This is a genomic window from Phocaeicola sp. ICN-14070 (assembly GCF_037892625.1).
Classification (GTDB): Bacteria; Bacteroidota; Bacteroidia; order Bacteroidales; family Bacteroidaceae; genus Phocaeicola; species Phocaeicola plebeius.
On record NZ_JBBKBF010000155.1, the window covers coordinates 1 to 1,234 of the forward strand.

General features: G+C 52.6%; 1 pseudogene. It reads right to left on the minus strand.

The features are described from left to right. A pseudogene (locus WKT20_RS18020) lies at positions 1–1,234 on the minus strand (viral A-type inclusion protein); the annotation flags it as partial.

Genomic DNA, 1,234 nt, shown 5'->3' on the forward strand with positions numbered 1-1,234 from the left:
CGCTATGTAGTCATCCAGCTTCTCGGTCAGTCGCCCGCCGTAACCGCCCTTGCCGGTGTTCTGTATCTGCGTCCACATGTCCACGTTGCTGCGCAGCGCCTTCATCTCCTCCGGGCTCAGGCTCCACAGGTTCCCGTCCCACTGGCGGCCAATCTGTCCGCTCAGTTTGTCTATCTGTGCTTGGTTGAAACCGCCCCAGTAGTAGTTCCAGCTGTGGTGGCTACCGCTGTAGCGTGCCTGTTCCTGCGCTATCTGCAGATAGTTTGCATTCGTCTCTTTCTGGTATTTGTAAGCATCCCGGTAAGCTTCCACCGATTTTGTCCCCTTGCTTGCCTTGATGGTATCGGTCAGGTCTTCGATGGAAGTCTGCAGTTTCTCGTTCCGATCTGTAAGACGGTCAATAGCAGCCTGCACTTCCTTGGCGTTTCCGCCGATGCCAAACAGTTTGTTGAAACCTCCGAAAGACACCGTGTTCAGCAATCCCCCGATACCATTCACAAGGGAACCGCCTATCTGTTTGAACAGGTCTCCGCTGAGGATATTGTCGAGTATTCCGGTTATCGCATTGAAAATGGTGTCTATCAATGATGAGATAATCGGGCCAATACCGTCTTTCAGCAAATCCAGTATGGAGAGAATGGCCGATATGATCTGCCCGATGACTCCGGCACTTGACAGGGTCTCGGACATCTGACTGATGGCATCACCGACCTTGCCTCCGATATTCAGTTTTGAAAGACCGGTAAGCATGCTCTGGATTCCTTCAAATGATCCCTGCAAGGTTCCGCTTGCAAAACCGTGCAACCCGTCGGATACCATGTTCAACCCGTCAACCGTGTCCTGGGAGGCACTTTTCACCTCCCCGGCAAGCGCCTTCATTTCAGAGGTAGCGTTCAGGTATTCTTCGTCAGCTGAAACGCTGGACGATTGGGCCATTTGAAGAGCGATTCTGGTACGTTCTATTTCTGCCTGGTTACCGCTTTCAAGAGCCTTGTTGTAATCGGTCTGCGCCGCTTTTAACCGGGCGAATGCCGCTTCCTGCTGCAGTTCCGCATTTTGCACGCGTGTTACGGCATCCCCCAAAGCGTGCATCTGCGTTTGCAGCCGGGCAAAATCCAATGTCCCGTTGCCACCGGGGAGCATGCTTTGAATACGTTCAATAGCATCGTAAACGACCTGCTGGTCTGCGGCTCCCGTTTTTTTGAACTCATCCGTCTTGACATACTGTTTAAGT